This window comes from Streptomyces sp. LE64 (genome assembly GCF_052606915.1).
In genome coordinates this window covers 2,709,976-2,732,484 of the sequence record NZ_CP199708.1, presented here as the reverse complement: position 1 = coordinate 2,732,484, position 22,509 = coordinate 2,709,976, and the positions used below count along the sequence as shown (strand labels likewise).

At 74.4% G+C, this 22,509-nt stretch carries 27 protein-coding genes; 10 read left to right on the top strand and 17 right to left on the bottom strand.

Going from position 1 to position 22,509, the window contains the following annotated elements; translation table 11 throughout:
• Nucleotides 1–50: 50 nt before the first annotated feature.
• The 3 genes from ACSMX9_RS12250 to ACSMX9_RS12240 all read right to left on the bottom strand — a co-directional run bounded on the left by ACSMX9_RS12250 (nt 51) and on the right by ACSMX9_RS12240 (nt 2,233).
• Nucleotides 51–587 carry a GNAT family N-acetyltransferase gene (locus tag ACSMX9_RS12250; protein WP_445402329.1) on the bottom strand — a complete coding sequence of 179 codons (537 nt, stop codon included), beginning with the start codon at nt 585–587 and terminating at the stop codon, nt 51–53.
• A gap of 111 nt (nt 588–698) precedes the next feature.
• Nucleotides 699–1,400, bottom strand: a complete 702-nt coding sequence (locus ACSMX9_RS12245; RefSeq protein WP_445402327.1) for a hypothetical protein — start codon at nt 1,398–1,400, stop codon at nt 699–701.
• Complete coding sequence (locus tag ACSMX9_RS12240) at nt 1,397–2,233, bottom strand: aminoglycoside N(3)-acetyltransferase (protein ID WP_445402325.1); 837 nt, start codon at nt 2,231–2,233, stop codon at nt 1,397–1,399. Before ACSMX9_RS12240 ends, ACSMX9_RS12245 begins: the two co-directional genes overlap by 4 nt.
• 383 nt (nt 2,234–2,616) lie before the next feature.
• Here ACSMX9_RS12240 and ACSMX9_RS12235 point away from each other — a divergent pair, with 383 nt between their 5' ends.
• Nucleotides 2,617–3,591: a hypothetical protein gene (locus ACSMX9_RS12235; protein WP_445402323.1), complete on the top strand. Its 975-nt coding sequence runs from the start codon at nt 2,617–2,619 to the stop codon at nt 3,589–3,591.
• Between the two features lie 152 nt (nt 3,592–3,743).
• Nucleotides 3,744–4,469, top strand: a complete 726-nt coding sequence (locus tag ACSMX9_RS12230; protein ID WP_445402321.1) for a dienelactone hydrolase family protein — start codon at nt 3,744–3,746, stop codon at nt 4,467–4,469.
• Nucleotides 4,470–4,491: 22 nt separating this feature from the next.
• Here the strand turns inward: ACSMX9_RS12230 and ACSMX9_RS12225 are convergent, their stop codons facing one another.
• From ACSMX9_RS12225 to ACSMX9_RS12180, 10 genes are all read right to left on the bottom strand, one after another.
• Nucleotides 4,492–4,974 (bottom strand): DNA-binding protein, encoded by a 483-nt coding sequence (locus ACSMX9_RS12225; protein ID WP_445402319.1) that lies wholly within the window; start codon nt 4,972–4,974, stop codon nt 4,492–4,494.
• A gap of 58 nt (nt 4,975–5,032) precedes the next feature.
• Nucleotides 5,033–5,416 carry a nuclear transport factor 2 family protein gene (locus tag ACSMX9_RS12220; protein WP_445402317.1) on the bottom strand — a complete coding sequence of 128 codons (384 nt, stop codon included), beginning with the start codon at nt 5,414–5,416 and terminating at the stop codon, nt 5,033–5,035.
• A gap of 54 nt (nt 5,417–5,470) precedes the next feature.
• Entirely contained in the window at nt 5,471–6,346 is an 876-nt protein-coding gene (locus tag ACSMX9_RS12215; RefSeq protein WP_445402315.1) for a helix-turn-helix domain-containing protein, read from the bottom strand.
• 11 nt (nt 6,347–6,357) lie between these two features.
• Entirely contained in the window at nt 6,358–6,573 is a 216-nt protein-coding gene (locus tag ACSMX9_RS12210) for a DUF6879 family protein (RefSeq protein ID WP_445402969.1), read from the bottom strand.
• 85 nt (nt 6,574–6,658) lie between these two features.
• Nucleotides 6,659–7,123, bottom strand: coding sequence for a hypothetical protein (locus tag ACSMX9_RS12205; RefSeq protein ID WP_445402968.1), 465 nt, complete (start codon nt 7,121–7,123; stop codon nt 6,659–6,661).
• Between the two features lie 73 nt (nt 7,124–7,196).
• Nucleotides 7,197–7,427 (bottom strand): DUF397 domain-containing protein, encoded by a 231-nt coding sequence (locus ACSMX9_RS12200; protein ID WP_445402313.1) that lies wholly within the window; start codon nt 7,425–7,427, stop codon nt 7,197–7,199.
• Between the two features lie 225 nt (nt 7,428–7,652).
• The gene (locus ACSMX9_RS12195) at nt 7,653–8,519 is read right to left on the bottom strand and encodes a methyltransferase domain-containing protein (protein ID WP_445402311.1); all 867 of its coding nucleotides are present in this window, start codon (nt 8,517–8,519) and stop codon (nt 7,653–7,655) included.
• 323 nt (nt 8,520–8,842) lie between these two features.
• The gene (locus tag ACSMX9_RS12190) at nt 8,843–9,064 is read right to left on the bottom strand and encodes a DUF397 domain-containing protein (RefSeq protein ID WP_351238107.1); all 222 of its coding nucleotides are present in this window, start codon (nt 9,062–9,064) and stop codon (nt 8,843–8,845) included.
• Nucleotides 9,045–9,176: a DUF397 domain-containing protein gene (locus tag ACSMX9_RS12185; RefSeq protein ID WP_445402967.1), complete on the bottom strand. Its 132-nt coding sequence runs from the start codon at nt 9,174–9,176 to the stop codon at nt 9,045–9,047. The genes ACSMX9_RS12190 and ACSMX9_RS12185 overlap by 20 nt, the downstream gene beginning before the upstream one ends.
• A complete protein-coding gene (locus tag ACSMX9_RS12180) occupies nt 9,139–10,032 on the bottom strand; it encodes a helix-turn-helix domain-containing protein (RefSeq protein ID WP_445402966.1) in 894 nt (297 codons plus the stop codon). The genes ACSMX9_RS12185 and ACSMX9_RS12180 overlap by 38 nt, the downstream gene beginning before the upstream one ends.
• A 351-nt stretch (nt 10,033–10,383) precedes the next feature.
• Here ACSMX9_RS12180 and ACSMX9_RS12175 point away from each other — a divergent pair, with 351 nt between their 5' ends.
• The 5 genes from ACSMX9_RS12175 (at nt 10,384) to ACSMX9_RS12155 (ending at nt 14,107) form a co-directional block, all read left to right on the top strand.
• Nucleotides 10,384–10,728, top strand: a complete 345-nt coding sequence (locus ACSMX9_RS12175) for a DUF7848 domain-containing protein (RefSeq protein WP_445402309.1) — start codon at nt 10,384–10,386, stop codon at nt 10,726–10,728.
• A complete protein-coding gene (locus ACSMX9_RS12170; protein WP_445402307.1) occupies nt 10,725–10,922 on the top strand; it encodes a hypothetical protein in 198 nt (65 codons plus the stop codon). The genes ACSMX9_RS12175 and ACSMX9_RS12170 overlap by 4 nt, the downstream gene beginning before the upstream one ends.
• A 385-nt stretch (nt 10,923–11,307) precedes the next feature.
• Nucleotides 11,308–11,796, top strand: coding sequence for an SAV_915 family protein (locus ACSMX9_RS12165; protein ID WP_445402305.1), 489 nt, complete (start codon nt 11,308–11,310; stop codon nt 11,794–11,796).
• Nucleotides 11,793–13,151, top strand: a complete 1,359-nt coding sequence (gene lysA, locus ACSMX9_RS12160) for a diaminopimelate decarboxylase (RefSeq protein ID WP_445402303.1) — start codon at nt 11,793–11,795, stop codon at nt 13,149–13,151. The genes ACSMX9_RS12165 and lysA overlap by 4 nt, the downstream gene beginning before the upstream one ends.
• A 332-nt stretch (nt 13,152–13,483) precedes the next feature.
• Nucleotides 13,484–14,107: a dihydrofolate reductase family protein gene (locus tag ACSMX9_RS12155; protein WP_445402301.1), complete on the top strand. Its 624-nt coding sequence runs from the start codon at nt 13,484–13,486 to the stop codon at nt 14,105–14,107.
• Nucleotides 14,108–14,195: 88 nt separating this feature from the next.
• On the opposite strand, the gene ACSMX9_RS12150 is transcribed toward ACSMX9_RS12155, so the two are convergent.
• Together ACSMX9_RS12150 and ACSMX9_RS12145 are read right to left on the bottom strand one after the other, a co-directional pair.
• Entirely contained in the window at nt 14,196–14,981 is a 786-nt protein-coding gene (locus ACSMX9_RS12150; RefSeq protein WP_445402299.1) for an antibiotic biosynthesis monooxygenase, read from the bottom strand.
• Between the two features lie 119 nt (nt 14,982–15,100).
• Nucleotides 15,101–15,715 (bottom strand): histidine phosphatase family protein, encoded by a 615-nt coding sequence (locus ACSMX9_RS12145; RefSeq protein ID WP_445402297.1) that lies wholly within the window; start codon nt 15,713–15,715, stop codon nt 15,101–15,103.
• Nucleotides 15,716–16,138: 423 nt separating this feature from the next.
• Between ACSMX9_RS12145 and ACSMX9_RS12140 the strand changes: the two genes are divergently transcribed.
• Nucleotides 16,139–16,375 carry a CbtB domain-containing protein gene (locus tag ACSMX9_RS12140; protein WP_445402295.1) on the top strand — a complete coding sequence of 79 codons (237 nt, stop codon included), beginning with the start codon at nt 16,139–16,141 and terminating at the stop codon, nt 16,373–16,375.
• Between the two features lie 18 nt (nt 16,376–16,393).
• Nucleotides 16,394–17,155 (top strand): CbtA family protein, encoded by a 762-nt coding sequence (locus tag ACSMX9_RS12135; RefSeq protein ID WP_445402293.1) that lies wholly within the window; start codon nt 16,394–16,396, stop codon nt 17,153–17,155.
• A gap of 74 nt (nt 17,156–17,229) precedes the next feature.
• On the opposite strand, the gene ACSMX9_RS12130 is transcribed toward ACSMX9_RS12135, so the two are convergent.
• Entirely contained in the window at nt 17,230–18,501 is a 1,272-nt protein-coding gene (locus tag ACSMX9_RS12130; protein WP_445402292.1) for a threonine/serine ThrE exporter family protein, read from the bottom strand.
• Nucleotides 18,502–18,651: 150 nt separating this feature from the next.
• On the opposite strand from ACSMX9_RS12130, the gene ACSMX9_RS12125 reads away from it, so the two are divergent.
• Nucleotides 18,652–20,745, top strand: a complete 2,094-nt coding sequence (locus ACSMX9_RS12125) for an NB-ARC domain-containing protein (RefSeq protein WP_445402290.1) — start codon at nt 18,652–18,654, stop codon at nt 20,743–20,745.
• On the opposite strand, the gene ACSMX9_RS12120 is transcribed toward ACSMX9_RS12125, so the two are convergent.
• A complete protein-coding gene (locus ACSMX9_RS12120) occupies nt 20,733–22,442 on the bottom strand; it encodes a translation initiation factor 2 (RefSeq protein WP_445402288.1) in 1,710 nt (569 codons plus the stop codon). The genes ACSMX9_RS12125 and ACSMX9_RS12120 overlap by 13 nt on opposite strands.
• Nucleotides 22,443–22,509: the final 67 nt, after the last annotated feature.

Below are 22,509 nucleotides of genomic sequence, written 5' to 3'. Positions count from 1 at the left end.
GGACCACGCCCGTCCCGCCCGAAGGCTCCTCGTCCTCGCGCGGCCGCCGCTCACACCGGGGTCGGCACCCGCACGCCGAACCACTGCTCGGCGCCGTACTCCTCGAACCGCTCCACCTCGCCGAACCCCAGCTTCGCCGCGAGGCGCATCGAGCGGTCGTTGTCGGTCCGGGTGCAGAGCACCACCGGTTCGCCGGGGGACGCCTCGGTGAACCAGCCGAGCGCCGCCGCGCACGCCTCGGCTGCGTATCCCCGCCCCCACGCCCCGGGCAGGAACAGGTAGCCGAGCATGGTCTCCTCGGCGTTCGGACGGACGGGGCGCCCCGTGGCGCGCCGGTCGAGGGTGACCGTGCCGATCATCGCGCCGTCGAGCTCGACGACGAAGGAGCCGGGGCGCCGTCCGGGCACCTCGGGCACCACGCGCTCCAACTCCTCGCGGGAGCGTGCGCCGCCCAGGTGGGCGCCGACCTCCGGCGAGGCGAACAGCTCGACGTACACGGCACGGTCACGGGCCTCGGACGCGCGGAGCAGGAGCCGCGCGGTCCTGATCGGGGCGGGCGGCCAGGCGGGCGGGCCGTGTTCGGTCATGCCGGGCAACCTATCGCGGACGCGAGGAGGGTCAGGCGGACCAGGGGCCGCGAGGGCCGGTGCGGTCGGCAGGCGGGCCGGACGGCGACGGGGTCGGGCCCGGGTGGAGGCTCAGTCGACGTGGGTGCCGGCGGTGCGGAGCGGCAGGCCGGCGCGGACCCGCCGCTTCAGCTCGCGGAAGTCGCGGAAGCCGTCCAGGAAGGCGATCGGGGCGCCGTCGCCGTCGTGGTCGTCGAGCACGCGCAGCAGGTCGCGGTCGACGTGTTCCAGCAGGCGGGGGTCGTCCAGGGCGATCGCGGTCGGCGGGGTGGCGATCTCCAGGCGAGGGCGACCGAGCACCGCGTCCGCGTGGAGCGCGCCGCCGATGGCGAAGTGGTGTTCCTCGCCGTAGAAGAGCCGGGTGCGGACGTCGCCGCCGATGTGGGCGCCGCAGTCGTTGTAGTCGCCGACGAGCCGGTCGGTGCTCAGGTCGCCGTGGACCTCCAACCACCCGGCGGTCACGACGTCGCGCGCCCGCATGTCGCCGGTCACCAGCAGGAAGGACTCGGGGTCGTCGCCGTCGCCGTAGGCACCGTCGACGAGGAGATCGCCCAGCACGACCAGGAGGTGGATCCGCTCCCGGGGCAGGTCGAGGTCGCCGGGTACGTGCAGGTCGCCCTCGACCAGGCGCATGTCGCCGGTGGAGTCCTCGATCTCGTCGAGCGCCGCGGTCAGCCGCCGGGTCTGGTACGCGCCGCGGAACCTGCCGATGGCCGCGAGGACCTCGGCGGGGGAGACCTGACCCCGCCGGTAGCTACGAGCGTTGTCGATCATGACGGGGACACCAGCGGCTCGTTGCCGGTCGAGGACGGGCGCGGGCGGTGCTCGGCCAGCCAGACCCGGGCGTACGCGACGGAGTCGGCCAGGGAGAACAGTCGGGCCCGGGCCGCCCCCACCGTGCCCCGTACCACCGGGCGTTCCCGTTCGAAGGCCGCGCCCAGCTCGTCGAAGCGGTCATCGGTGATCGAGGTGTCCCGCACGGTGTGCCAACTGCGGCCCTGCGTGGTCATGATGGCGAAGGAGTTGTCGACCCGAGGGGCGGGAATCCGGTACTCCGCCAGGTGGAACGCCGTACAGGACGCGAAGTCCGCGCCCAGCAGCAGGACCCGTGCCCCGACCCCTTCCAGCCGGGCGAGCGGGCTGCGTTCACCGAGCCGGCAGTCCAGTGCGTGGTCGTCCACGATCGCGGCGGCGCCCGGGCCCACGGCCGCGAACGAGGTCTGCGGGTGCGCGCTGCGGACGGCTCCCGGCCAGGTGCGGACGGTCTCCGGGATCGCACCCACCCCGCGGGTGGGCGTGGTGCGCGGGTCGTAGGGCGGCATCGACGCCCGGATGTCAGCCCACCACGCCTCGGGCACGGGCGGATCGCTCCACTCCGCCGGATCCGAGTTGTCGCCGGAATGCGTGGGCACCACCAGGGTTCCGCGGTCGCCCAGGGCGTCGAGCAGGGCCGTGACGACGGTGCCGGAACCACCGCACACCCAGCCGAGCGAGCTGAGGGAGGAGTGCACGAGGAGGGTCTCACCGGGGCGTAGGCCCAGGTCAAGCAGCTCGGAGGCGAGTGAATCGCGCGTGCACAGCGGTCCGGCCGGAGGCTTCGTCGACATGACTGGGGAGTGTGCACGGTTCGAGGGCCGTGCACCACCGGGATTCCACGACCAGGCCCGGCCTGGATCGCCCTGCTGCCCGCTCGGCGTCCGCTCGGGATCGGCAATGACAGGAGTCAGTATCGACATCTGCTACTTGGTGACTGGGGAGGAGCATGTGTTGCATCGAGTGACGCATGATTGCGATCGATCACTGACCGTGTCGAACCGTGCTCGGTGCGTGTGCTACGTTCCCGCTCCACCCGAACACATAGATGACCCCGGCGGTGCTGGAACACCCCGGGGCCCGGCACTAGGAGCTAACCCTCCCCATGCACGTCCATCGTAGCGCCCACGCAAGCAATTTCACCGTGTTGCCCAACTGCGTGTTGCAGAACCGGCAGTTGTCCTACACTGCCCGCGGCCTGCTCGCGGACCTCCTCTCCCGCCCCGACGGCCGGTGCGAGGACGGCCGACAGATGGCCGACACCAGCCCCCAGGGGCGCGGCGCGATCCGCAAGGCCCTGAAGGAGCTGACCGACGCCGGCTTCTACCGCGTAGAGAAGATCCGCCTGCCGGACGGCACCCTGCGCACCGAGACCCACGTCTACGACACCCCGCAGCGCGTGGTGGCGCCGGGTGTCACCCGTCCGGCTTCCGGTGGACGGGGCACTGGCGGCGTAGGCGCCCTAATAAAGAACCGGTACAAAGAACCCTCCCTCCCCGCCGCGCAGTTCGTCGAGCCGCAGGCGAAGGCGAGAGGGTGGCGGGAGGCGGAGCGCCCCGAGGACACCGGCGAACCACCGCCTCTGCCGTCCCCACCTCGGCCTCCGTCGCCACCCCCACCCCCACCTCCGCCTCCGTCCCCGCCTCCGCCCCCGCCTCGGCCTCCGTTGCCGGCGACGGCACCGGCGGCGGACGGGCGGGTCGGCGAAGCGGTCGCCGTGCTGCTCCGGGTGATCCGTCCCGAGCCGCGCCTGCGCCTCGGCGAGGCGGAAGCGGTGGAGCTGGCGCCGCTGGTCACCCGGTGGCTGGAGCGCGGCAGCACCCCCGACGACCTCGCGCGGGCCCTGCTGCCGGGCCTGCCCGCGCCGGTGCACTCCCCGGTCGCGGTGCTCCGGCACCGCCTGGAACACAAGATGCCGCCCGTCCCGGCCCCCGCGCCGCCCGTGGGGGCCCGGTACGCCGAGTGCACCGAGTGCCGTGACCCGGTGCCCCGCCCCGGCCTCTGCCGCGCCTGCGCCGGCCTCGGCGGACCTGCGGACGCCGCCGGGGCCGGGGTGGCGGTGGCCCGGCTCGGTGCTGCGCGGGCCCGGGAGGCGATGCGCGCGGCCAGGGCCGCGGTACGGCTCGGCCCGGTCGCGCCGGCCGTCGGGTGATCCGTGCGGCAGCCGACGTCCCACGGGCACGGCAGCGGGGCGTCCCCCGGGCCCTCGGTGGCTTCCTGGCCGCCGAGGCGGGGCGCCCGTGCCGTTCGGCCGGCGGTGAAACGCGTCCCGGCCGGGCCCGACGATCACTACCGTCCCGTTCCATGACGACGATCACTACGCGCCCGGTCGAGTACCTGGCCGACGGTCTGACGATGGTGGGGCACCTGGCGCTCCCGGCCGGTACCGGCCGCCGGCCCGCCGTGCTGCTCGGCCCGGAGGGCACGGGGCTCGGCGACGTCGAGCGCCGCCGGGCCGACGCCCTCGCCGAACTGGGGTACGTGGCGCTCGCCTTCGACCTCCACGGCGGGCGCTATCTGAGCAACCCCGAGGAGATGCTGGCCCGTTGTCTGCCCCTGCTCGACGTCCCGGACCGGATGCGGGGCATCGGCCACGCGGCGCTCGACGTGCTGCGCGCCGAACCGCGGACCGACCCCGACCGGATCGCCGGCATCGGCTACGGCACCGGTGGCGCGATCGTGCTGGAACTCGGGCGCGCGGGCGTGGACCTGCGGGCGATCGGGACCGTCAACGCAACGACCACCGGCCGACCGGGCGAAGCGGCGCGCATCCGATGCCCGGTGTGGGCCGGGGTCGGGTCGGAGGACCCGATCATGCCGCCCGCCCAACGGGCGGCGTTCACGGCCGAGATGCAGGGCGCGGGCGTGGACTGGCGCCTCGTGGTCTACGGGGGCGCCTTGCACGCCTTCCACCATCCGACGGTCGACCACCCCGTGGTCCCCGGCGTCGGCTACCACCCACGGCATGCGCAGCGGGCCTGGCACGACGTCCTCGGGCTGCTCGCCGAGTGCCTGCCCGTGACGGAGTGATCGGGACGGACCGACCGGAACGCTAGGTGTGGGCGGCGGGCGCCGATCCTTCCTGTTCCGGGCCCTCCGCGTCGGGTGTGCTCCGGCTGGCCAACCGTTCGTACCGCTGTCTGGCGGCTTGCGGGGTGCCCAGCCCGAGGCCGAAGGCGATCTCCTGCCAGGTCATGCCGCGACCGCGGGCCATCTGGAGGAGCCCGGTTTCCAGTTCGTCCATCTCCCCGCGGACCAGTGGCAGCAGGCTCAACGCGGCGGTGATGTCGGCGGGGTCCACCTCCGGCTCGTCGTCGTGGAGTCGGGCGGCTCCGCTGAGCAGAAAGGACACCAACCTGACGGCTTCGTGCGGCCCGATGACCGAGGGGTGGACCTGGCGGGTGCGTTGCTCCTCGGTCGTCGCGTGGCGCTCGGCGATGCGGAACAGGGAGGCGTGGACGCGGCGTGCTCGGGCCTGTTCGGGATGTGGTGGCGCGAAGGGATCGGCGTGGTGCTGGGCATGGGGCGACGACATGGCGCAAGGGTGAGCCAGCCCACTGATCGTTGTCAACACATTGACTTAAACGGTTTGTTCAATCGCCGTGGGCGAACGGCTCGATCTCCCCCGCGAAGACGATGACCTGGTCGATGAGGCTCCGTCGCAGATGGACGACGTCCGTTCCGGCCAGGCGGGGGCCTCCGTCAGGAGTGGTGAAGACCCACTGGTACCGAGCCCACTCGTCGGGCATGTCCACCGCCGAGCAGCGCACCATCGTGCCGGTCCCCGCCGGGTGGCGCCGGATGTCCAGCACGAACCGCTCGACCGCCGCGATTCCTTCGCTGCGGCCCAAGGGTCCCCAGAAGACCACGTCTGAGGTCAGGGCCTGGGAGAGCAGAGCAGTCACATAGCTGTCGTCCGAGGCGTTGAACGCGGAGATGAACGTGTCGATCGCGGAGCATGCGGTTTCTTCCTGCATGCCCCAGTCATACCAGCCGCTTCGCGTGCGCTCGTCCCACGAGCCGCCTTCCGATCACGGTGAACCGTCCCGGTCGCAGCCCCGGCGGAGGGCGCCCCTGGCCGCGGTGATGTGTGCGCTGGCGTCGGCGCCGTACACGGCCGATGCGGACAACTGCATGAACGCCTGTGCGTACATGGTGATTTCGGATGCCTGGGTGATCGTGAGGTAACCCGAGACCAACTCGACGTTGACCTGTTCGGTGTCGTAGATCCAGAAGCCCTCGACCGGCATCCGGGAACGGTCGGGGGTGGTGGGCAGGACGCCCAGGCTGATGTGGGGGCGAGAGCCGATCTCCACGAGTCGATCGAGCTGTTCGGCCAGCACGGCCGGCCCGCACGGCGCGTTGCGCAGCACGGCCTCCTCGACCAGGAACGCGAAGCGCCGTTGACCACTGGAGAGCACGTGCTGCCGTGCCATGCGGGCCTCTACGGCGTCCGCGACGTCATCCACCTCGACCCGCCGTCGCCGCACGGCCCGCAGGACGGCTTCGGTGTACTCCCGGGTCTGGAGCAGCCCCGGGACGAGGCCGGGCGAGTAGGAGCGGAAGTGGCGGGTCCGCTCGTAGAGCGGCAGGCGTGCTTCCTGGGCGTGCCGGAGGCCCGTCCGCTCCATGCGACGCCATTCGATCCACGTTCCCTCGACGGACCGGAGGAGTTCGAGCAGATCGCCCGTCCGCCCTTCGGCGCCCGTGGCACGGCACCAGGCCCGGACGTCGTCGGGGGAGGGGGTGGTACGCGCGTTCATGATCCGTGACGACTTGGACGGCGACCAGTCGCACGCGCGGGCGAGGCCCCGGCCCGTGAGCCCGGCGGCCCGACACAGCTCGGTCAGGTGATCGGCGAGCGTGCGCCGGGCGCGCTGTGCGCTGGAGGAGGAAGGCGTGGTCACGCCTGGAGACGCTAGCCCGGACGGTAGGTCGCGTGGGGGGTCGCACGCTCCCAGACCGTCTCGAAGGCGGTGGAGACCAGCGCCACGACCTCCGGTTCGGTTCGCCACTCGCGGTCGACCACCTCGCCGTCGCCGGAGAAGTGGGTGAACAGGACCTCGGTGTCGTCGAACAACCACAGGCCCGTGCCGGGAAGGGCGATGTCGGCAGCCTGGAAGGCGCTGTGCAGCTTCGCCCGACGTGAACACGTTGATCGGCGGTGAACCGTCGGGGCAATGCCTGCGGTGTTCCACCGATCGTTGGAACGTCCTCGACTAGCGCGTGGGACAGGCGAGTTGGGGTGCGCTTCGGTTAGGCGAGCACGTCACCAGGGCTACCGAGTGGAAGAGGGTTCCCTTGAGGTAATGCCCGAGGGAGACGTCTCCGCCGTGCGTCAGACGCTCGGTGGCCGAGTGCGTCAGAACGGTCAGCCAGCGAGCTTCACGTTCCACGCCCGAGGCGAAGCGCGGAGAGAGTTGTGCCAGCCGATTCCGCAACCATGCGGCGGCTTCCTCGGGATCACGCCAGGTTCCCCGCACCTGTGACGGCGGCTTCAACAGCCAGTGTGCGGTTTGGACCGGGGGGAGATCGGCGGAGGGGAATTCGGCCGCCGCGCGACGGTAGCGCTCCGCGACCTCCGCGGGAGCGGTGAGGCAGGGTGACTCACCCAGGGGGCGACGCAGGCTCTCCTGGTCGAACCTCGCCTTCTCGCCGAGCCACGCATAGCCGTGGATGTGGATGACGTGCTCCGTTCCGGGAGGGCTACCCCGCTGGAACGACGAGCGTTCAGCGGGGCCGGTCGACGGCTGCGGCTCAGACGGGTACGCCGAACTGCGTCGGGTCGATGCCCGCCGCCTCAAGCTCGGCGGTGGTGAAACGGAGGGGCTGCGCGTCCGGTCGCTTGCTGTCACCCACGGCCCAGGCGTCGACGCCGATTCGGGCGAGGGTCACGCACGACTCGCCGTCCGGATGGGTGTTGCCCCCGCAGGCCCTGGCGAACACGGCCTCTGTCAGGGGAAGACCGTACAGATCGGGTACTGCCATCCCGCACCTCCTGGTCGCTCGGTGTGTGCACGACGTTACGGAGGGAGGCGCCGGGACCTCCATGCCGTTGCACGTCCTTGCAGGCATCCGTCCGGTGTCGGTACGTACGGCACGGGACTCGACCGGTTCTGCGTCGGCGGCGCGCCGGGCGCGCCGCTCGCCGTGGGGTGCGGGGCCGGCCCCGGCGGGGACGCGCCGGGGCCGAACGGGGTGACGGGACGGTCGTCAGACGCGGGGCAGGGGGCGGTCGGGGGCGTCGAGCCAGGTGGTCTCTCCGGTCTCCGTCACGGTGACGCCGAACCGGGTGGGGTCGGGGCATCCGTTCCGGGTCCACCAGTGGTGGGCGGCGGTCAGTTCGTCCCAGAGCCTGCGGGGGCCCGCCTGGTGGACGGTGGTGCTGCCCCTGCTCGTCCCGTCGACGAGGACGGCCGCCGCCCAGGACCGGTCGGTCAGGCCGTAGAGCCAGGTGCTGACGGCGGAGCCGCGGCGGTCCGTGAGCAGGGTGCAGTCGGGCACGAGCAGGCCGGCGACGCAGGCGAAGGGATGGTGCGCCCGGTCGTCGGCGCCGAGGTCGGCCGCGGTCAGGGTGGTGGTTCCGTCGGTCGCGTCACCGGGGAACCCGTCGGGGAGGTAGGCGGCCTGGTCCACGCGGTGGCGTTGGGACCGGACCTTCATGAACTCCACCGGCGTGGACAGGCGCCCGCTCGCCGAGGCGCCGTCCTCGCTCACCACGAGGCGGACGAGCCGGTCGGCGTTGCCGTACGGCTGGCTCCGGGGCGCGAGGACCAGACCGCCGGGAACGGTCTGTGCCACCCAGGCGTACGGGACCGCGCGCACGCCGACCGTGGCGACGATCCGGTCGTACGGCGCCCGCGGCGGATGGCCGAGGAGCCCGTCCCCGGTCACCACCAGGGGGTGCAGGCCGATGCGGTGCAGGTGTTCCCGGGCCGCGTCGGCGAGGTGCGCGTCGACCTCGACGGAGACCACCCGGTCGGCGCCGAGGCGGTGGGCCAGCAGCCCGGCGTTCCAGCCGCCGCCGGTCCCGATCTCCAGCACCCGCTGCCCGGGGCGGACGTCCAGGTCGGACAGCATGCCCGGGCAGCCCGCCACCACCGCCTTCGCCTCCCGAGCCGTCCCCGGGACCGTTGCCGTCCTCGCCGGTCGCGAGCCTGGTGCCCATCATGCTCTCCTCGTGCTGTGTGTGAGGGTGGTGTGGCGGCCCCGTTCGTCCGTGACGGGGGGAGCGACGGACGAACGGGACGGGTCGCGGGGCTCCGCGGTGGGGCGCTTCCGCGACAGGTCCACCCTGCCCTTCGTGCGGGGCTTCCGCAGTGCTCGGGCAGTGCCGGGAACGTGCTGGAACATGGTCGGGGCCGCGACCCGGTTGGGTCACGGCCCCTTGGTGCGGCACGAGTTCAGTGGGTGGACGACCCGTTCGTCGTCCAGTGGACGAGGTGCGTCCAGGCGGTGCGGGACGCACGGACCACCGGTCCGTCACTCCCCGCCCGTGCGCGCTTGCTGTCCCGTACGGCCACCTCGCCTCGGTGGTTCGGGGACCACTCGACGCAGTTGCCGGCGTTCGATCCGCTGTGGGACGAGTGGTGCCAGGTGGTGGGTTCAGGCGCGGAAACTGCCATCCTTGACTCCCGTCACGAACGTTGCCCAGGCGGTGTGGCTCGCTATCAGTGCGGGGGCGGCGGGGGTCTTGGTGTCACCCACCGGGACGAAGTCGGGGATACCTGGGGCTATTTCGATGCAGTTGCCGCCGTTGTGCCCGCTGTAGCTGCTCTTGCGCCACGTCGCGTCGAGGCCGTGCTTGACCATGATGCCCGTGTCCTTCCAGTACCTCGCTGATCAGCGCTGCGGACTCCAGAGCCGAAAGAGCGTCCGCCCTCAGCACATCATAGAGCTGTAGGTGCTGGGCAAATACGGTCGGGTCCTTGCTGAAGTGACCGCGATCCAGGGATTCGGAGTAGACCCATCGCTTGTCGTCCGGAAGCGTGATCAGTGACATTGAGGTGTTGGGTCGGAGGATGCCGGGTCTGCTTGACGGGGCCACCTGGATGCGGATGTTGGGTAGTTCGCCGACTTGCAACAGGTGAGCGCACTGCTCCCGCATGACTTCCGAGTCCCCCACCACGTTCCTCAGACAACTCTCGTCCAGCACCGCGATCAGTAGGGGACCGTCAGTCATCAAGAATCTGTGCTGCCGACTCATCCGGGCACGCACGGGCTCGTCGATGTGAGCGTCGTCGTTCACGAGGGAGAACAGCGCGTGCGCGTAATTCTTGGTCTGGAGAAGGCCAGGAATCACCTGGGTTTGGTACTCGTACAGCGCGATCGCCCTGGCGTCCATCTCGGCGCGCTGCTTGAACCAGTCCGGGTGTTCGACGGACGGGTACCAGTCCACCTGGCTCCAGAGGTCTATCAAGATGGTTCCGGTGCCCAGGAGTTCATCGCACTTCCGTACGAAGGTGTCCTGCGGGACCCGAGTTGCTGACTCGACGCGGGTGACGAGGGTGCGGTCGCACGGGATGTCGGCGGCCAGTCCCTCCTGCGTGTAGCCCGCGGCCTTGCGCAGATGGCGGAGCACCGCTCCGAACATCTGGGCCGTCGTGATGGTCCCGATCCCGCCCGTGGCGATGGGTTGGCTCACTGGGCGCCCCTTCCGTGACATGGATCGTGTGGAACATGTGCAGCGTTGAACTTCGTTGCTCCGATGCGCAACGCTGTGGGCACGAACAGTAATTGAATATCCGCCGGGGGAGGGCGGGTTCGGCCCATGGAGTAGGCATGGTTAAGCAAGTGGAAACTGACAGCGCCGGATTGTTTAGCGGAGCTGTTGTGTTCGATTCCATTCGGCAGAAGGTGGGGGTGTACCAGACGGAGTCCGGCCCCCTATGCGCTGCTGCGGCCGATCGGCGGGGGTCGCGAATGGGAGGCGGACGTCTCGCAGTTGAGGCCCCCGACCGATCGGGAGCGGCTGAGCGCCGGACTGCGCGCGGCCAACGAGCGCTCGGCGCGCTGGAGCGGGACGGGGGCGCCGCAGCAACTGCGCCGGGTGTTCCGCTACGTACCGTTCACCTTCCCCCAGGACCCGGCGACGGAGCCGGCCTATGCGGCCCGCTGCGTCTCGGGCGAAGCCGCGTGCTGCGGCGCGGAGTCGGGGCCCTGCGAACACCCGGCGCAGGTGGAGGACTGGTTGTTGCTGCACGCCCAGGAGACCCGGCACCTCTGGTACCAGCGGACGTTCACGGACTGGACGGTGCTGGAGCGCTCGGAGGAGGTGCCGGGCCGATGACCCGGACGGCGACGAGGCGACGGCACGCCCGGCGGGCGCGCGGGGACTGCCCTGCGCGGCACGCCTGCCGACACCGTGCGCGGGCGCGGGTCTCCCTGGACGGGGCCTTCTGGGGAGGCGTCCTCACGTTCTCCTCGGTGGCCGGGCTCCTGGCGGTGATCGTGGTGACGGTGTTCCAGGGGGCGACGGCCTGACCCGGTTCCGTCCCCGGGTGCGCGGTGGACGCGCAGGTGCGGCTGGTGCGCCGTGAGTCTCCGGCGTACACCGCGGCCGGCCAGTGGTTCGCCGCTCCCCCTTCTGGTCGTGGTCCTGCCCGTATGAGCGCGGTGGGCTCGACTGCTGCCCGAGAGGCGGTCCGAGCCCGTTGACCGGGGCACGAGGCATTCGTCCGGCTGGGCCGTATGGCCCGTGTCAACGTCCGGCTCCCGGGCGTCAGCGTGGCGTCAGGGGACGTCCTGCGGGGCCCGGCGCCGGGCATACGGTCAACGCACGGCCCCCGGGTCCCGCCGCGTGGTGGGGGCCCGGGGTGCCGGCCACCGCGGCAGCCCTGCCGAACCCCGCGCCCCCACGGAGGAACCCATGGTCGAAGGTCCCCGTACCGCTGTCCGCACCCGCGCCGAGCGGGCGACGGAGGGCGTGAACTGCGCCGAAGAGCCCGAGCCGCCCGATACCGGGGCGTGCGCGGGCGCGCCCTCCGGCCCCGGCCCGCGTGACGGCGGCCGGGACGGCGCGGAGCGGGACGGCGGTGGCGCTCCCCGGGCGCTGTTCGTGCCGGCGCGCACCGGCCCCGGGGGGTGCACGGCCCGGCTCTTCCGCACGCCGCTGGGCGAGCGGACGGCCGTGGGGTTCACCTCGGCGGCCCGGCTGGTCGAGGTCCTCGGCCCGGGCACGGCGTACGTGCGGCTCGCCGTGCCCGCGCTGCGCGCGCTGGTCACCCCGGTGGGCGTGCGCCGGCTCACCGTCGATCCGGTGCTGGTGGCCCGTCCCGTCGGCCCGGCCACGGGGCCCGGGCCGACGGGCGGCCGTTCCGTACTGCTGTCGGCCTCCGGAGGAGGAGGTGCGCGATGACCGAGACGACCACGGTCGGTTCCGCGGCGGCGCCGGACGGGCCCCGCGGGTCCGACGAGCTGTCGGTGTGGCCGGCCTCCACCGGACGCCTCCCGCACGGTGAGATCAGCGTGGGCGGAGTGGCGTTGACCGAGGTGGCGGAACGGTTCGGCACCCCCGCGTACGTCCTCGACGAGGGCGAGGTGCGCGAGCGCTGCCGCACCTACCGGGCGGCGTTCCCCGAGGACCGGGCGGAGGTGGTGTACGCGGCCAAGGCTTTCCTGTGCCGGGCGCTGGTCCACTGGGTGCGGGAGGAGGGCCTCGGGCTCGACGTGTGTTCCGCCGGCGAGCTGGAACTCGCCGTCACCAGCGGCTTCCCCGCCGAGCGCATCGTGCTGCACGGCAACGCCAAGAGTCCGCGCGACCTGGACACCGCGCTCCGGTTGGGCGTGGGGCGCATCGTCATCGACAGCGCTTCCGAGGTGGCCCGGCTGGCCGCCGCGGTACCCCCGTGCGAGACCCAACGGGTGATGGTGCGGGTGCTCCCCGGGATCGTCGCGGGCGGGCACGAGAAGGTCCGCACCGGGGGCGAGGACCAGAAGTTCGGCCTCTCCCTCACCGACGGCTCGGCCCAGCACGCCGTCGCCCGCATCCTCGACCAACCCCAACTCCGACTGACCGGGCTGCACATGCACCTCGGCTCGCAGATCACCACCGTGAAGCCGTACCTCGCGGCGGTGCGCCGGATCGTCGGGATGATGGCCCAACTGCGCAGCCAACACGGTCTGGTGCTGCGCGAGTTGGACATCGGCGGCGGGCACGGCATCGCCTACCGGCCCGGTGAGGCGGCGATGGACCTCACCACCCTCGCCCGCAAGGTCCGCGCCGAACTGGTCAGCGGCTGCGCCGCCGCCGGGATCGGGGTGCCCCGGCTGATCGTCGAACCGGGACGGGCGATCGTCGGGCCCGCCGGAGTCGCGCTGTACCGGGTGCTCGCGGTGAAGCACACCGGCAACCGGCACTTCGTGGCCGTGGACGGCGGGATGAGCGACAACCCGCGCCCCGCGCTGTACGGCGTGCGGTACGCGCCCCGTCTGATCGGCCGGTCCTCGCGGGCCGAGTCGGTGCCGGTCACGGTGGTGGGCCGGCACTGCGAGGCGGGCGACGTGCTCGCCGCCGACGCGGCCCTGCCCCCGGACGTCCGCCCCGGCGACCTGCTCGCGGTGCCCGTCGCCGGCGCCTACCACCTGTCGATGGCGTCGGCGTACAACCTGGTCGGCCGGCCGCCCGTGGTCGCCGTCCGGGACGGCCGGGCGCGGCTGCTGGTGCGGCGCGAGTCGCTGGAGGACCTGTTCGGCCGGGACGTGGGCACCTGAGCCCCGGCCGGGCAACCGGAGACCACCGTCCGTCCCCGCCCGGGGCACGGGCGATGCGAACACCCGGGGCGCGTGGGGCGCCACCGGGTGGCTGCGGACCGTCCGTCCGGGCGTGGGGCCCGGACGGACGGCGCCGCGACGGGCGTGCGAGGGGCGGGCGGCCCGGGCCGCGGTCCCGCCGTCCGGGGCCGTCCGCCCGCGCGGACGGGTGAACGGACCGCCGCCGGTCGGCCGGACCGGGGTCGCCGCGGGCGACGGGTCCCGGGCGGTCCGCGAGTCTTCACCGCACCGGGACGGTGGTCGCCCCGGTGACGAGGAAGGACGGTCCGCCGATGAAGTTGGTCCTCCAGGAGTTCCTGTCGTTGGACGGGGTGTCGCAGGGGCCCGGGTCACCGGAGGAGGACACCAGCGACGGGTTCACCCGGGGCGGCTGGCTGGTGCCGCACCTCGACGACGCGTTCCTGCGGATCGTGACGGGCTGGACCCTGGGGGCGGGCGCCTTCCTGTTCGGCCGCCGCACCTACGAGAACTTCGCCCGTGACTGGCCGGCGATGGACGACCCCGACGACCCGGTCGCCTCCCGGCTCAACGGCCTGCCGAAGTACGTGGCCACGCAGACGCTGACGACGGCCGGTTGGGAACCGACCACCATCCTCTCCGGGGACGTCGCCGCCCGGGTGGCCGCGGTGAAGGAGCAACCGGGCGGCGAACTCCAGATCCACGGCAGCGCCCGCCTCGGCGCCTCGCTGCTGGCCGAGGGGCTGGTCGACGAGGTGCGGTTGATGGTCGCCCCGGTGGTCGTCGGCAGCGGACGCAGGCTCTTCCCGCAGGACGGCGCCCAGGCCGGACTGCGCCTGCTGAGCAGCGAGACCACGCCGAGCGGGGTCGTCGCCCAGGTGTACGAGCCGACCGGACGGCCCCGCTACGGCACCTACCGGGGCGGCGCGCACTCCTGAGGGAGGGGCGGGGCCGGTTCCGGGGACGGCCCTCCCGGGGGCCTCTGCACCGCTCGCTGACCCAACCGGCCGCCGGGGACGTCGGCTGTCATCCCCCGGCCCGTCGCCCGCCCCGCGGGGCGTCGGCGCCGGAGGAGGGGGCGAGGACCAGGAGCGGTACGTGCCGCACCACGCGACTGCCGGTGATCCCGGGGTAGTTGACCACCCGGTCCCAGGCCGCCTGCTGCTCCGGGGTGAGTTCCGGTTCGCCGGCGGGTTCCTCCGCCGGCTGCCCGTCGACGGGGTCCGCGGGGTCGGCCGGGGCGCCTTCGAAGGCGGCGCGGTGTGCCTCCTCGCTCTCCCACTCCGCGAGGTTGAGGACCTCGGTGCCGTCCGCCGAGGTGTGGAAGTGCGCGGCGATCACCCCGGTACGGTCGTAGGGGTCGTGGCCGGTGGCGGCGAACATGCCGTCGGTCCAGTCGCGTTGGCGGTCCGGGTCCGCCCCGTCGAAGGTGACCGTCACGGCCACCAGGCACCCCGCCGTACGGTCGTCGCCCGCCACGCGCGGTCCGCTGCGGTAGCGGTGGTACGCACCCTGGGCGAGCCGCTCGGCGACGGGGGCGGCGGTGCGGACGGCCTCCTCGTAGGGCACGGGACCGGTCGCCGCCGCGGTGTCGTCCGGCCAGCGCGCGTAGTGCAACAGCGCGCTGTCGTCCGCTGCCGCGCAGACGGCGTACGCCAGCGGACGTCGTTCCTCGGGCTGGGCCCGCCACGCCCGCTCGACCGCCGCGAGGACGCGGGGGGTCGTCGCGGCATCGGTGCTCCAGACGGTGACGGTGACCGTGCCCGACAGGGTCAGGTCCGGGAGCGCGACGGGGTGGGGACGGTACGGCATGCGGGGGCCTCCTCAGCGGTCGAACGGCCCAGCCTGGTGCAGCAGTCGGGGTGCCGGCCACGGAATATCCGGCGTGCGCGCCGGCGCGGAACCGGCTCCTCCGCGCAGGGCGCGGGGGATCAGCCGGAGGTTCCGTCGAGGGGGCGTCCCGGGCGGACGTTCCACCGGGCGGCCCGGCCGGTGAGCTCCACCGCGGAGAGCGGCTCCACGTCCAGCCGCCAGAAGGACCGTCCGGGCAGGTCCAGGGCGTGCACCAGGGCGGCGCGGACGACGTCCGGTTCGACCACGGCGACCACCCGGCCGCCCCGCGCGGTCAGCCCGTCCAGCCAGCCGCCCACCCGGAGGCGCAGCGCGGGCAAGGACTCGCCGCCGTGCGGCGTGCCCGAGGGGTCGGCGAGCCATGCGGCCAGGGCGGCGGGTTCCTCGGCGGTGACCTCCGCGAGGGTGCGCCCGCGCCAGCGCCCCACGTCCAGGGGCTCCGGCGCGGACGCCGGCGCATCCGGCTCCGCGCCCCGTTCCGCGCCCGGCTCCGGCCCGGCGCGCAGTGCGCGGGCCGTCTCGGTGCAGCGCCCGGTGGGGGAGCGGTACCAGCGGGCGGCGGTCGGGAGCGCGGGTCCGGCCCGCAGGGCGCGGGCGAGGGCCGGCGGGTCGAGCGGGCCGTCCCCGCCGAACCTGGCCTCCCGCAGGTCACGCCCGGCGGCGGGGGCCACCAGGGTCACTCGGGTGGTCGACATTCCGTCAGTCCTCCTGCTGCACAGGGCCGGGGGAAGGTGCTCGCCCGGTCGGTGGGCACGGGGGTGCCGTACCAGGTCACGGCCCCCTTCCCCGCTCGCACGGTACGCGGTACCTTCACGTCGCGTTCGAGACGTCACCGTGCGGTACCGGCCGAACGGGCCGGTGTCCGCCGGCGCCGCCGGCGCACGCCGAACAGCACCACCGCGCCCGACAGCCGTACCGGGCACCAGGGTTCCACCCGCTGGACAACTTCATCACGTCAACGACGAGGGCACGACGGAAGCCGGTGGGAATCCGGCACGGTCGCGCCACTGTGAGCCCGTCCGCGCTCCCCGGAGCCCGCGGTACGAGCGGAGTCAGACCCGCGGCCCTCGTCCCGTGCACCACCGAACCGGGACGCGAGTTCCCCAGGAGGTCCTGCCATGACGCAGTCCGTCGCCAGACCGACAGCCGCATCCACCACCACGCCCCCCGCCGGCGTCCCCGTCAAGCTCCCGCTCGGGCAACTCGCCCCCTGGGCGGTGTTCACCGGCGCCCTCGTCCTGGTGCTGCTCTACTTCGTCGGCGCCGAACAGGGCGCCGTCGCACTGGTCTCCGGGGAGGGCGTCCACGAGTGGGTGCACGACGCCCGCCACCTGCTCGGCTACCCCTGCCACTGAGGGGACCGGGTCGCCACCGTGAACTCCCACACCGTCAGACGCCTGCTCGTGCGCGGCATGCTCGCTGGCCTCGCCGCGGGCGCGCTCGCCCTGCTCGTCGCGTACGTCCTGGGCGAGCCGCAGGTGGACGCCGCCATCGCCTACGAGGACGCCCACGCCGCCGGCCACGACCACGGGGCGGGCGAGGAGCCCCTGGTCAGCCGGGGGCTCCAGGCCACCGGCGGGCTCGCCACCGGCATCCTGGTGTACGGGGTCGCCTTCGGCGGGCTCGTCGCCCTCGCGCACTGCTTCGCCCTCGGCCGGATCGGGCGGTTCACCCCGCGGGCCACCGCCCTGCTGCTCTCCCTCGGCGGGCTGGTCGCCGTGTACGTCGTCCCGTTCCTCAAGTACCCGGCCAATCCGCCCGCGGTGGGCGCCGACGACAGCGTCGGCCGGCGCACCACGCTCTACCTGCTGATGCTGGTGCTCAGCCTGTTGCTCGCGGTGGGTGCGGTGATCCTGGGGCGGCTGCTGGCGCCCCGGCTCGGCACCTGGCACGCGACCGTGGCGGCGGGCGCCGGCTGGGTGCTCGCGGTCGGGCTGGCGCTCGCGTTCCTGCCGTCCGTCGAGGAGATGCCGGCGGACTTCCCGGCGACGGTGGTGTGGGAGTTCCGGCTGGCCGCGCTCGCCGTCCAGGCCACCCTGTGGACCGCCTTCGGCCTGCTCTTCGGGGAGCTCGCCGAACGGGTCCTGGCCCCCGACCGCCGGGCCGCCGCCCCGGCACCGGTCGGCTCCGGGTGAGGTGAGCGGCCCGCCGGGCGCAAGCCCCACGGGGCCCGCGGGTCGCGCGCGCCTCCGTGCGCCGGGGGCGGGCGTCAGGCGCTCTCCCCGGCGGGGGCCGGCCCCCGCCGCAGGGTGACGCCCACCAACATCCCCAAGGCGATCGCCACCATCAGCGCCACCATGCCGGCGATGTCGTGGAGGCCCTGCACCGGGTGCCCGCCCACCCACGCCTCCAGGCCGCGCAGGCCGTGCGAGCCGGGCGTGAGCACGAAGAACGCCCCCAGGTACAGCACGTACGCCGGGGGCGTGCGCTCCCGCGCGCCCAGGCCCACCGCGGTGAACGCCATCACCGCCGCCGCGAGGAAGGTCCCCGCCAGCGTGCCGAAGCCGCGCACCGCCAGCAGCTGCACCCCGTAGGTGCCCAGCACCAGCAGCAGCGCCCACGGCAGGTCCCCCCGCCGCATCCCGAACACCAGCTGCACCCCGACCGCGAACACCGCCCACCCCAGCCAGCCGGCCACCGGGCCGAAGTCGGGCGCCACCGGCACGTCGAAGATCTCCCGCTGGTCGATGCCCAGCGCCGCCGCCGCCAGCACCGGCCCGAAGGCCAGCGTCACCAGGGCCACCGCCGACTGGGCCAGCCGGGCCGCCCCGGCGGTCAGCCGCCCGGCGGCCACCTCCAGGACGGCCATGGTGATGGCGTCGCCCGGGATGAACAGGAACAGCACCGGCACCATCAGCTGGATCGTCCCGCCGCTCACCCACCCCGCCCGCTCGACCCCCAGCACCAGCACCCCCACCAGCACCGAACACAACAGCGGAGCCACCCGCCCGGAGGCGCCCCGGGCCCGCACCGCCTCCATCACCAGCCCCACCACCACCCCGAGCGCCCCGGTGATCCACACCTGCTGCCAGGTCGGCTGGATCGACATCCCGAACCCCACCGAGAACAGCACCGTCCCCGTCACCCGCGCCCACCCCCGGTACGGCGCCGGCGAGGCCGCGATCGCCTCCAGCCGTCGCCGGGCCTCGGCGACCGGCAGCCGCCCCGCCGTCACCTCCCGCAGCCACGGCTTCAACGCGCTCACCCGGTCGAGCTGCGGCACCTCCGGCGGCCGGGCCACCACCCGGCTCCGCCCCTCGACGCCCACCACCGCCGACTCGGCCCCCACCGACACCTCGGCCCGCGCCCCGTAGGCCGCGGCCACCGCCCGCAACCGCCGCTCGCTGCCCAGGGTCCCCTCGTACCCGCCGGCCACCAGCAGCTCCGCGAGCCGCGTCACCAGGTCGAGCACCTCGTCCCCGGACCCGCCGGCGGGCACGGGACCGTCCCCGCTGCCCTCCGGTGCCGGCTGCCCGCCCATGGGGTCAGTGTGCGGGCCGCCCGGGAGGTCGGCACGGCGTACGGGGCCGTCGGCGTGGTCGGGGCCGTTCCGCACCCGCGGTCACGGTCGGGCCGCCGATCGGCCCGGAAGGCACCGCCCGGCGTCCGCCGAGCACCTAGGGTGGGCCGCATGGTCGAGGAGACGCGGAACAGCCTGGACGGACGCGCGCACGTGGTCGTGCAAGCCGGACGCATCGGGGAGCTCCACCAACACCTGTCCGGCACGGAACCGTCGGCCTGCCCCGTGCCCTTCCAACTCCCGCCCGTCCGCGTCCGGTTCGAGAACCGCCACGAGGAGCGGGAACGCATCGCCCGCGCGGTGGAGGAGCACCCGGAGCACGGGGGACCCCTGCTCGTCGCCCTCACCGGCATCGGCGGCATCGGGAAGACGGCGCTCGGCGTCCACGTGGCCCGCGGCCTCACCGACCGGTACCCGGACGGGGTGCTCTACCTCGACCTGGACGAGCTGCGCCGGGACGGGGTCGTCGAGGTCTCGGACGCGGTCGGGGAACTCCTGGTCGGCCTCGGCGTCTCGACCGAGTGGCTGGAGCGGTCCCTCGGCGGACGCAGCAAGCAACTGTGGAGCAGGACCCGGGACAAGCGACTCATCCTGGTCGTCGACAACGCGCGCTTCGGCACCGAGGTGGTCCCGCTCCTGCCGTCCTCGGGCCACAGCCTGGTGATCGTCACCAGCCAGCACGCCCTGTACGACCTCGACGGCACCGCCGCCCTGGAGGTTCCGGTGGGCCCGCTGGCCGTGGACGACGCGGTGCGGCTGCTGGGCAACCTGGTGGACGATCCGCGGCTCGCCGCGGAACCCGCCGCGGCGAGCGAGCTGGTGCGGGGGTGCGGCGGGCTCCCGGCCGCGCTCCAGGTGGCCGGCGAGTGGGTGCGCAGGTACCGCCGGCGCAGCCTGTCCCGCCTGGTCGCGCAGCTGACCGCGGAACTCGACCGGAAGGGCGTTCCCGTGGTGGAGGCCGTCTGGGACGCCGGCTACGCCGGGCTCTCCCCCGAGGCGGCCCGCCTCTACCGGCTGCTGCCCCAACTCCCGGGCCGCCGCAGCGACGAGGCGTCCGCCGCCGCCCTGGTCGGCACCGACCCCGAGGCCGCCGGGGACGCCCTGGAGGAACTGGAGTCCGCGGGGCTGCTGGAGGCCCTCGCCGAGGGCTGGCGCCTGCACGACCTGCTGCGCGGGCACGCCGAGCGCCGGGCCCGGCAGGAGGACCCGGACGGCACCGAACGGGCCGCCGCCCGCCGGGCCCTGATCGGCTGGTACCGGCGCCAGGCGGCCCGTGCAGACGCGCTGGCCGCCGGCCCCCGGATGACCTTCGCGGCCCTGCCCGGGGCCGTCGCCCCCGGCGGCCCCGACCTCGCGTTCGCCGGCAAGCCCGAGGCGCTGCGCTGGCTGGACGCCCAGCGGCACGCGCTGTACGGGTGCGTCCGGCTGGCCCTGGAGGACGGCCTGTACGAGGACGCCTGGGCGCTGTGCGAACCCTTGTGGACGCACTTCCTGGACCACCCGCACCACGCGGACGCCATCGACGCGTTCCGAGCCGGGGTGGCCGCCGCGGACCGGGCCGAGCACCTGCCGGCCATGGTGCGGATGAGGTGCCAGCTGGCCCGCCCGCTGTGGGAACGGGGACGGTACGAGGAGGCCGCCGAGCACCTGCACCGGGCCCTCAACGCGGCCGGCTCGCTGGGCGACGCCCCCGTCGAACGCAAACTGCGCGCCTCGACGGTGGAGTTCCGGGGCCTGCTCAAGGCCGAGACCGGGGACTGGGCCGGCGCCGCCGCCGACTTCGAGGCGTCCCGGGCCGTCCACGAGGAGATCGGCAACGCGTACGGGGTGCTGCTCCAGACCTATCTGCTGGGGCGGACCGCGCTGCGCGGCGGGCGGCACGGGGAGGCGGTCGTCCTGCTGCGGGAGGCCCACGCCATGGCACTGGGGCAGGAACGCGAGCGGATGGGGGCCCGGGCCGGGTTCGAACTGGGCCGCGCACTGCGGTTGACGGGCCGGCTCGACGAGGCCCGTCCGCTGGTCGGCGCGGCGCTCGACGGGGCCCGCCGACGCGGCTCCGGCACCGACGAGGTGCGCGTCCTGGAGGAGCTCGCGGAGCTGGCCGAGGCCCGCGGCGACGCCGAAGCGGCCGGGGCCCACCGGGCGGAGGCCCGACGCATCGCCACCGCCGGCGGACGGGTTTCCGACGGGGGTCAGAGCACGTAGTCGAGGTCGTCCGGCTCGGCGGGCGCCAGGTGCACGCGGACGGAGAGCGGCCCGGTGTCGCACCACAGGGACCCTGGCGGGGTCCCCGCCGCGCCGGGGCCCAGCCAGGCGTGCACCGCGGAGGCCACCGCCGCCGGATCGGCGTGGGCGACGCGGCCCGCCGCGCGGTGCGGCTCCACCCGCAGGCTGAACGTTCCCGCGGTACGGCTCCGGAGCAGGGCCCGCCCGGGCGTCAGCACCGCGACCGCGGTCCGGCACCCCGGCGACTCGGCCAGGGCGTGCGCCGTCCACCCCTCCGCCGTCCACGCGGGGGTGCCGGCGCCCGCCGCGGCGTCCCGGGCACGGCGCCACACCACCGCCGCGCTCTGCGCCGACCGGGGGTCGGCGAAGGGCAGTTCGGCCGCCAGGTGGTGCACCGGCCGGTCGGTGTGCACGGGGAAGCGCGCGACGGCGACCCGGTCACCGGCGACCCCGGTCCGCACCGCGAAGGCCCGCGGGGTGCGGGGCCGCGTGCCGGGCCGGGGGAAGGGGCGCGCCTCCAGCGGGCCGGCCGGCGGGGGCAGCCGCAGCAGCCGGTAGAGGTGCCGGCGCAACAGCGGCAGGGCCTGCCCGGGCCGGGCGAAGGCGTCCGCGGCGCGGGCGCGGGTGTCCACCGCGCGGGCCGCCCGGAGGACGTCTGGCAGGTCCGCCGCCGAGGAGAACCGGGGGGCCGCGGCCAGCAACCGTGCCATCGGGCTGTCGGCCAGCAGCTCGCGCCCCCCGTCGTAGGCGCCGACCACCGGCCGGCCGAGCGCCGCCGCGTAGAGCGCGGTGGAACCGTGGTCGCTGACGACCGCGTCCGCCGCGACCAGCAGCGCGGCCCACTCCTCGTACGGCCGGGCCAGGACCAGGCCCGCGCCGAGCGCCGGCGCCAACCAGCGCGACAGGTCGAACCGGCCCGTCCCGCTGTGCTCGTTGGGGTGCAGGACCAGGGCGACCTGGAAGAAGTCGTACGGCAGCGACGCGCACAGCTCGGCCGGCAGGCCGGGGCGCCGGGCCAACAGCGACTCGGGCCCCCAGGTGGAGGTGAGGACCACCAGGGTCCGCGCCCCGGTGCCCAGCGTCTCCCGGTACGGCCCCCGGCGAGGGGCCGAGGCCAGCAGCCGGTCCACGGTCGGATCGCCGACCACCGCGGCCCGACGCGCCGTCGCCGGGCAGTGCCGCGCCAGCCGGGACACCTGCTCCTCGTGCGCCAGCGCGTGCAGGTCCGCCCAGGGCGCGCCCCGGGCCAGCAGGTAGTGCGGGTCCAGCCCGGAGGGGACGTCGGCCGAGCCCTCGTCGGCGACCGTCTTGTTGAAGCCCGCCCCGTGCGGCAACAGCGCCCGCGGCCCGGACAACCGCCGCAACCCGCCCTTGGGGCTCGCGGCCAGCACCAGGTCGTGCCGGCGCCGGACGGCGTCCTCCCAGGCGAGGGCGCGGGCCCCGGCCCGCTCCAGCGCCGCGAGGGCCTCCACGTCGAAGTCCGAGCCGGGCACCAGGGTGAACCGGGTGACCACCCGGCTGTCCCCGTCGAAGGCGGGCAGCACGTCGAGGAGCCGGTGCAGGGCCCCCGCGGACCGCACCGCGACCAGCACGGTCCGTCGCCCCGCGTCCGCAGGGCCGTCCGCGCCGGGTAGGGCGGCCGGGAGCGGGACACGGGCGGAAGCCTGGCGCGGCATGGCCCCGATCGTAGCGGCCGACCCGCTCCGGCGGACCGGGTCCGAGGCCCGGAAGGGGCGGCCCCGC